Origin of the sequence: Lachnoclostridium sp. Marseille-P6806 (assembly GCF_964238185.1) — a bacterium.
Classification (GTDB): Bacteria; Bacillota; Clostridia; order Lachnospirales; family Lachnospiraceae; genus Brotaphodocola.
In genome coordinates this window covers 225,464-233,561 of the sequence record NZ_CAXSLG010000006.1, presented here as the reverse complement: position 1 = coordinate 233,561, position 8,098 = coordinate 225,464, and the positions used below count along the sequence as shown (strand labels likewise).

General features: G+C 46.1%; 7 protein-coding genes. All 7 read left to right on the top strand.

The window, feature by feature from the left end:
• Positions 1–406: 406 nt before the first annotated feature.
• The 7 genes from ACESON_RS09930 (at position 407) to ACESON_RS09900 (ending at position 8,029) form a co-directional block, all read left to right on the top strand.
• Positions 407–568: a hypothetical protein gene (locus tag ACESON_RS09930; protein ID WP_373109592.1), complete on the top strand. Its 162-nt coding sequence runs from the start codon at positions 407–409 to the stop codon at positions 566–568.
• A 311-nt stretch (positions 569–879) separates the two neighbouring features.
• Positions 880–1,857, top strand: coding sequence for an Rpn family recombination-promoting nuclease/putative transposase (locus tag ACESON_RS09925; RefSeq protein WP_373109591.1), 978 nt, complete (start codon positions 880–882; stop codon positions 1,855–1,857).
• A gap of 161 nt (positions 1,858–2,018) precedes the next feature.
• Positions 2,019–3,857, top strand: coding sequence for a glutamine--fructose-6-phosphate transaminase (isomerizing) (gene glmS / locus ACESON_RS09920; RefSeq protein WP_373109589.1), 1,839 nt, complete (start codon positions 2,019–2,021; stop codon positions 3,855–3,857).
• A 171-nt stretch (positions 3,858–4,028) separates the two neighbouring features.
• On the top strand, positions 4,029–4,412 hold the full coding sequence (locus tag ACESON_RS09915) for a VOC family protein (protein ID WP_177958326.1): 384 nt from the start codon (positions 4,029–4,031) through the stop codon (positions 4,410–4,412).
• A gap of 209 nt (positions 4,413–4,621) precedes the next feature.
• A complete protein-coding gene (locus tag ACESON_RS09910; protein ID WP_177958324.1) occupies positions 4,622–5,017 on the top strand; it encodes a GntR family transcriptional regulator in 396 nt (131 codons plus the stop codon).
• The gene (locus ACESON_RS09905) at positions 5,014–5,913 is read left to right on the top strand and encodes an ATP-binding cassette domain-containing protein (RefSeq protein WP_177958323.1); all 900 of its coding nucleotides are present in this window, start codon (positions 5,014–5,016) and stop codon (positions 5,911–5,913) included. The genes ACESON_RS09910 and ACESON_RS09905 overlap by 4 nt, the downstream gene beginning before the upstream one ends.
• Entirely contained in the window at positions 5,888–8,029 is a 2,142-nt protein-coding gene (locus ACESON_RS09900; protein WP_373109587.1) for a DUF6449 domain-containing protein, read from the top strand. The genes ACESON_RS09905 and ACESON_RS09900 overlap by 26 nt, the downstream gene beginning before the upstream one ends.
• Positions 8,030–8,098: the final 69 nt, after the last annotated feature.

Here is an 8,098-nt window from a genome sequence, read left to right as displayed (position 1 = left end):
TTATGAGGCTTTGGAGTTAGCAACATAGTCAGTGATATCTTTGAGAAGAATGTGTCAACTAATATTGACAATATCAGAACGAAAGAACAGATTCTTCAGGAAATAAAAGAACTGTATATGTTGGCGTAAATAAAAATGACTGAATATAAGTCGAAAGACAGAAACTTTATGTGGAGAGAATATGAAAAGTGACATCCAGTTATATCCCGATTTTATAAAAGCACTAAAAGAGAATGATATTGTATACCTTTTTGGTGCAGGATTTTCAACGGCGTTATCAGGAAGAAAGTACACATGGTGGGATTAGCCGTATAAAAGACTATACTATTGCGGATATGCTTACGGAATCGTTGAAGGTAAGGACTATATCATTGGTTCATGTAAGTATAGAAATGAGAAAATAGGTGTGGATGAGCTCGATTTGATTCGGGATTATGCATCGGTCTTCGGAAAAGGCAATCACTATCACTATTATATCTTCTCGAAAGGCGGATTCACGGATGGACTTCTTCAGGCACAGGAGTGTGGAGAAGTACGGCTGATAACGCTTGAAGACCTTTACAAGTAAACAATCCAATAGAAACCCTGCTGGTGAAGACTGGCAGGGTATTTTTATACCCAATTTTAGGAGGAGATGCGTATGGGTACAGCTGAAGGAATAATAGATTTTTTATAAAATTTCATATTCTTTTTCTTGTCCTTCCATCTGCTTTGTGCTAGACTTTTTGTAAGCATACCTTATTTCTATTTTTCTTGGGGCATTTGCCCATCGGTTCTTTCTTGGAATCAGTGAAACGGTCTATGCTTATATTTCATTATTTAGTAAAAGCAGAAGATCGGAAAAAGACCTTCTGCCATTATGTGACGGGAGGGATTTGGATGAAACAGGATCTTTTGGCCAAACGCTATTATTCGGATAACAGGCGTTTTGCGGATTTGATCAATGGCATTGTCTGTAACGGCATTCCGATTGTGAAGCAGGAGGACTTGTCAGAGATGGACACAGAAACCAGCCAGGGAAAACGCCGGGATCTGGTGCGGAAGGCAGTATTCGGTGTGAATTTTGCTGTTCTGGGACTGGAAAATCAGGAAAAACTGGATTATCGTCTTCCGCTTCGTGTTCTGGGATATGAAGCCGGAGAGTATGAGCATCAGGCAGCGGAAATTTACAGAGAGATTCGGCGAAGTGGGAGAAATTCCGATACAGAGCTGAGTTCTGGAGAATATTTGTACGGCTTTCGCAAAAGTGACCGCCTTCACCCTGTGATTACGATTATCTTGTATTATGGGGAAGAGGAGTGGAACGGATCCAGAGATTTGCATGGGATTCTTGATTTCCAGGATATTCCGGAGCAGATTCGCCAGTATGTGCAGAATTATCGGATTCATGTGATTGATGTGCGGAGGATGGAACGAACGGATTTGTTTCGGACTGATCTGCGTCAGGTATTTGATTTGATTCGTTTTTCCGGGAATCGGGAAAGGCTGAGAGATTTGATCGAACAGGAGCCGGCCTACGGGAAGCTGGAGGAGGATGCCTTTGATTTTGCATCGTCCTATGTAGGGCTCAGGGAGCTGTCAAAGTGGAAAGAGGCTGTAAGGGAAGGAGAGAGATTCAATATGAAAACAGGATTTCAGATGTATGAGGATGAATTTTTGGAGCGAGGAAGAGCCGAAGGCAAAGAAATTGGAAGGGCTGAAGGCAAAGAGCTTGGAAGGGTTGAGGCAACCCGCTCAGTAATACAATCTGCTTTGGCATTGAATCTTCCAGTAGAGCAGATTGCCCAAATTTGCAGCTGCGGAGTGGATCGAGTGAAGCAGATTCAGAAAACAATGGAGAAAGTGTCTGGAGAATGATGGCAGGTATGAAAACTCAGAGATAGGAAAGAGGAGCGAGCTTCTTTTACGAAAATCCGATTTTTTTTATTTGCAGAAATTCAGGAATTGTGCTTTAATAATGAGGTAGTTTGTGTGTATGGGGGAGAGCTTACACTACAAATTAATAGGGAGATTACAATATGTGCGGAATTGTCGGATTTATTGGAAGTCATCAGGCAGCGCCGATTCTTTTAGACGGGCTGTCAAAGCTGGAGTACCGAGGATATGACTCGGCGGGACTGGCTGTCCGGGACGGTGATGCCCCGGTTCAGATTGTGAAGGCAAAGGGACGGTTGAAGGCGCTTGCGGAGAAGACAAACAACGGAGAAACCTTAAAGGGAACCTGCGGCATTGGTCACACTAGATGGGCTACTCACGGAGAACCATCAGAAACGAATGCGCATCCTCATTGCTCGGATGATGGAAATGTTGTGGGCGTTCATAATGGCATTATTGAGAATTATCAGGAACTGAAGGATAAGCTGGTGAGAAAGGGCTATATCTTTTATTCTTCCACAGATACAGAAGCGGCAATTAAGCTGATTGATTATTATTACAAAAAATATGAAGGAACTCCGGTAGATGCTATCAATCATGCCATGGTGCGTATCCGTGGCTCCTATGCTCTGGCAGTGATGTTCCGTGATTATCCCGGGGAGATTTATGTGGCAAGAAAGGACAGCCCCATGATTTTGGGAGTGACTGACGGCGAATGCTATGTGGCTTCTGATGTTCCTGCTATTTTGAAATATACCCGTCAGGTATATTATATTGGAAATATGGAGATGGCCCGTCTGGCAGATGGAGCAGTTACGTTTTACAACCTGGATGGAGATGAGATTTCCAGGGAACTGACTGAGATTGAGTGGGATGCTGAGGCGGCAGAGAAGGGCGGCTTTGAGCATTTTATGATGAAGGAAATCCACGAGCAGCCCAAGGCTGTGGCGGATACCCTTTCTTCTGTGATCCGGGACGGCAGACTGGATTTGTCTGGCGTAGGGTTGACAGAGGAGGAGATTCAGGGCATTTCCCAGATTCATATTGTGGCCTGCGGATCTGCTTATCATGTGGGGGCTGTAGCTCAGTATGTGATGGAGGATCTGGCTGAGATTCCGGTTCGGATTGATGTGGCTTCGGAGTTTCGTTACAGAAAGACGCTGTTGGATCCAAAAAGCCTGGTGATTGTGATCAGTCAGTCCGGGGAGACGGCAGACAGTCTTGCAGCCCTTCGGGAGGCAAAGCAGTGCGGAGTGAAGACATTGGCTATTGTCAATGTGGTTGGTTCTTCTATTGCAAGAGAGGCAGACAATGTCTTTTATACTATGGCAGGTCCTGAGATTGCAGTGGCAACAACGAAGGCCTACAGCACTCAGCTGATTGCAGTGTACTGTCTGGCGCTGCAGTTTGCGCTGGTAAGAGGAAAGATGGATGAGAAGCGGTATTCCACTCTGTTGGAGGAGCTTCAGACCATTCCGGAAAAGATTGGGAAGATTCTGGAGGATAAGGAGCGAATCCAGTGGTTTGCTGCAAAGAATTCCATGGCAAAGGATGTGTTCTTTATTGGAAGAGGCGTTGACTATGCCGTTTCTCTGGAGGGAAGCCTGAAGCTGAAGGAGATTTCCTATATTCACTCAGAGGCTTATGCAGCCGGTGAACTGAAGCACGGAACGATTAGTCTGATTGAAAACGGCACTCTTGTGATTGGCGTTTTGACTCAGGAGCAGTTGTATGAAAAGACGCTTTCTAATATGGCGGAATGCAGAAGCCGCGGCGCTTATCTGATGGGGCTGACTTCTTATGGAAGGTATGATATTGAGGATGCTGTGAATTTTGCAGTCTATGTACCGAGAATAGATGAGCATTTTGCAGCCAGTCTTGCGGTGATTCCTCTGCAGCTTCTGGGGTATTATGTGAGCGTAGCCAGAGGACTGGATGTGGATAAGCCGAGAAATCTGGCCAAGTCGGTGACTGTAGAATAATGAATGATTCTGTACAGGAAGCAAAGGGAATAGAAGAGACAGCAGAATAGAGTTGATTAAGAAAACCCCGGAAGAAGTGTGGACACAGACTGCAGATGGACGCAGAGTATGTGAAACTGCATAGGCTTTTTCGGGGTTTTTACATTTATTTGATCAGGAGGAAAGTAAGTTATGAAACTGAATACCATTCATCATATTGCAATTATTGTTTCGGATTATGAGAAATCCAGAGATTTTTATGTGAATAAGCTTGGATTTTCTGTGATTCGGGAAAATTACCGTCCAGTCAGAGATGACTGGAAGCTGGATCTTAGAATCAATGAAACAACGGAACTGGAGATCTTTGGGGTAAAGAACCCGCCGAAGCGTGTGACTGGACCGGAGGCGGCAGGGCTTCGCCACCTGGCTTTTTATGCAGAGGATCTGGACGGAATGATTGCAGAGCTGACAGAAATGGGAATTGAGGTGGAACCGGTCCGTGTGGATGAATTTACCGGAAAGCGGATGACCTTTTTTGCAGATCCGGATGGACTTCCGCTGGAGCTTCATGAGTAGGCCGGAAGGAACAGAGGCCCTTGAGTGTCTGGAATTTACTTACCGGATTCATGGCGGTGAAATGTTTGTAGACAGGAGGACAAAATCCACCTGCTGAATTCAGAAAAATGTAAGATTTTTCCAGTTGTGCTGCTGGGATTTTTATGATATAAGTGTATTAATAGTCCTAGTACACACAGGGTACGTAGGGGAAAGGAGACAGACGATCGATGATTCTGCTGGATTATAAAGACAGCCGCCCTATATATGAGCAGGTAGTGGAAAAGCTGCAGGAGCTGATGCTTCTGGGGGTTCTGGAAGAGGATGACCAGATGCCCTCTGTGCGGAGTCTGGCTATGGAGCTTTCTATCAATCCCAATACGATACAGCGTGCCTACGGAGAGCTGGAACGTCAGGGATACATTTATATGGTAAAGGGACGGGGAAGCTTTGTGGGAAGCATCAGGCGTCTCAAAGAGGCCAGAAGACAAAAGCTGGCAGGAAGCATGAGAGAGCTGGCCAGGGAGGCCGTAAGTCTTGATATGGACTGTGAGACATTTGTAAACCTGGCCAGAGAGGAGTATGGCCGGACGGCGGAAGAGAGCAGGGAGGAGCAGTCGGTATGATAGAGGCAGTAAATTTGACAAAGAGGTTTGACAGCATTCTTGCTGTGGATCATATCAGCGCAACGATCCGCACAGGAAGTGTGTTTGGCCTGATTGGAACGAATGGAGCGGGAAAGAGTACCTTTTTGAGGATGGCGGCAGGTGTTCTCAAGCCGGATGAGGGAACGGTTACGGTAGACGGAATGGCGGTTTTTGAAAATGAGGAGGCAAAAAGGAAATTTTTCTATATTTCTGATGAGCAGTATTTTTTCAGCAATGCCACTCCTGTAGAGATGATGGAATATTACCGGATTGTTTATCCTGGATATGATGAAAGCCGGTTCCATAGTCTGATGAAGAATTTTGGATTGGATGAGAAGCGCAAGATCAATACATTTTCCAAGGGTATGAAAAAGCAGCTTTCTGTTATTTGCGGAATCTGTTCTGGTACAGAGTACCTGTTCTGTGACGAGACCTTTGACGGACTGGATCCGGTGATGCGTCAGGCTGTAAAGAGTATTTTTGCCAGCGATATGGCCCAGCGGCAGCTGACTCCGATTATTGCTTCTCACAATTTAAGAGAGCTGGAGGATATCTGCGATCATGTGGGACTTCTGCATAAGGGCGGGATTCTTCTGAGCCGGGATCTGGATGAGATGAAAATGAAGATTCACAAGGTTCAGTGTGTATTGAAGCCCGGAGTGGAGCCGGAGAGTCTGGAGGGCCTGGAAATCCTGAAAATCGAGAGGAGAGGAAAACTGATGACTCTGACGGTTCGCGGGGATCTGAGCCGGGTAGAGTTTGTAATGCAGAAAGCGGATCCGGTCTTTTACGAGACGATTCCTCTTTCTCTGGAGGAAATCTTTATCAGTGAAACGGAGGTAGTCGGCTATGACATCAAAAAACTTATTTTTTAAGCTGATGAGAAAGGATTTGGGGCAGAGACTCTGGGCCGTGGCGCTGATAGGAATGGGCTGCTTTTTTGCCTACCCTGTGACGGCGGCGGTGAGTGCAGGAGAGATCGAGCGTTATGAGGATCTGAAGCTGGGGCTGCTCCGTTACAGTGATCAGATTATGGAATGGCTGTCCTTTGAAAATGGCATGACAGCATTTGTGATGATGGCAGCTGCTCTGGTATGCGGAATCAGCGGCTTTGCGTGGCTGAATGCAAGAAGCAAGGTAGATTTTTATCATAGTATTCCTGTACGCAGAGAGGTGCTTTTTGCCGTTGATTTTGTCAATGGAATTCTGATTATGGCAGTTCCGTATGTGATTTCTATGATTGCGGCTGCCTGTATTGCAGTGGGCTACGGAGTGGACGGCACGAAGCTGTGGCCGGTGGTTTTTGCGGCCTGCGGACTGCACCTGACTTACTTTATTTTGATGTATACCATGGTGGTTGTGGCAGTGATGCTGACTGGCAACATGGTTGTGGCCTTTCTGGGCTGCGTGGTATTTTCTTCTGCAGTTCCTCTGGCAGTCAGTTTGATTCAGGGATATTTTATGGTGTTTTTCCGCACTGGAATGTGGGAGAGCTGGCAGAATTTTATGGAAACGGGAATCCGTTTTTCTCCGGTCTGCGAGTACATCAGCAGCTATGATGCCTATATAAACGGAGAAAGCATGGCTTCTTATGTGATGATTGCTCTTGCGGCATCTGTTCTCTTTACCGTGGTGGGTTGCTTTCTGTATAAGAAGCGTCCCTCGGAGGCGGCAGGAAAGGCTATGGCGTTTCCTGTAACCATGCCGGTGATACGGATTATTCTGGTGCTTTTGTCAGCTTTTGGTCTGGGCGTCTTTTTCTGGGGACTGCGTTCCTCTACCGGCTGGGCGGTGTTTGGACTTATCTGCGGCGCTGTGATTTGTCACTGCACCATTGAAATCATTTATCATTTTGATTTTAAAAAGCTGTTTGCCCATCCGGTTCAGCTGGTGGGCTGCATCCTGGTATCAGTGGCAGTGCTGTTTGCCTTCCGCTATGACTGGTTTGGCTATGATACCTATATTCCGGATGCAGGGAAAGTGAAATGTGCAGCTGTTTCCGTAGATCGGCTGGATTCCTGGGTTTCCCGGGGATATGTGCTGAAAAAGGAGGACGGCTCCTACCAGTGGAAATATCTGGAGGATGACTGGCTTCTGGATATGATGGAATCAGAGGATGTGGAAACGATCTGTAATATTGCGGCAGCCGGAGTGGAGCAGCTTGGGGAGAGAACGCAGGATACCTTTGTACGTGAGGAGGAGGGCACTTTCAGCCGGGTAAAAATCTGTTACACTATGAACAGTGGACGGAAGGTATACAGAAGCTATTACATGGATATGGACAGAAATCTGCCTCTGTTTGAAAAGCTGTACGCTAGTGAGGCATACCAGAAAGCCAGTTTTCCTCTAATGAAAAAGACGGCAGACGAGGTGGCGGATATCCGCTGGCGCTGCGGCGGCGAATCATCGGAGGTGCGGCTTGACACCCTGGGAAAAGCAGAAAAAAAGGAGCTTCTGGAAACCTATCAGAAGGAATTTTCTGAAATGACCATTGAGCAGATGAAATATGAGCTTCCTGCAGGTCTGATTCGCTTTACCTCAGAGCAGGATGTAGCTGCTCTGAGCTGGGAGCATTTTCAGAAAGTAAGGGATTCAGAGGATTACTATTCCTATCATTCCTATAATTTTGCAGAAAAGGATTATTATCCGGTCTATCTTTCCTTCAAAGAAACCTGTGCGCTTCTGAGAAAGTACGGAATTATGCCAGGAGAGTATTACGACAGCCTGGATCTCTATGCAGTGACCGTAAGCCGGTGGAATGACAAGAAACAGGTTCAGGAGCAGGCAGTATTTGATAAGCCGGAGGAGATTGAAAGGTTGAAGAAGGTGATATCAGTGCCGGGGGTACAGTATTATAACAGTATGTATCTCCAGTCGGATCTGGATGTTGTTTTCTATGACAGGAACGGTGAGCAATATAGTCATTATGCAGTATTTCCAAAGGATCAGATTCCGGACTTTGTACTGGAGCGGATGCAGCCGCTTCCCTGAGAAAATCAGGTACAGCAACAGGATAAAAGACATTTTTTGACGCATAGAAGGTAATTCTGTATTGCGGAA

Coding starts and splice junctions, on each gene's coding strand:
- ACESON_RS09915 (WP_177958326.1), top strand. CDS start 4,029: ATGAAACTGAATACCATTCATCATATTGCAATTATTGTTTCGGATTAT.
- ACESON_RS09925 (WP_373109591.1), top strand. CDS start 880: ATGAAACAGGATCTTTTGGCCAAACGCTATTATTCGGATAACAGGCGT.
- glmS (WP_373109589.1), top strand. CDS start 2,019: ATGTGCGGAATTGTCGGATTTATTGGAAGTCATCAGGCAGCGCCGATT.
- ACESON_RS09905 (WP_177958323.1), top strand. CDS start 5,014: ATGATAGAGGCAGTAAATTTGACAAAGAGGTTTGACAGCATTCTTGCT.
- ACESON_RS09900 (WP_373109587.1), top strand. CDS start 5,888: ATGACATCAAAAAACTTATTTTTTAAGCTGATGAGAAAGGATTTGGGG.
- ACESON_RS09910 (WP_177958324.1), top strand. CDS start 4,622: ATGATTCTGCTGGATTATAAAGACAGCCGCCCTATATATGAGCAGGTA.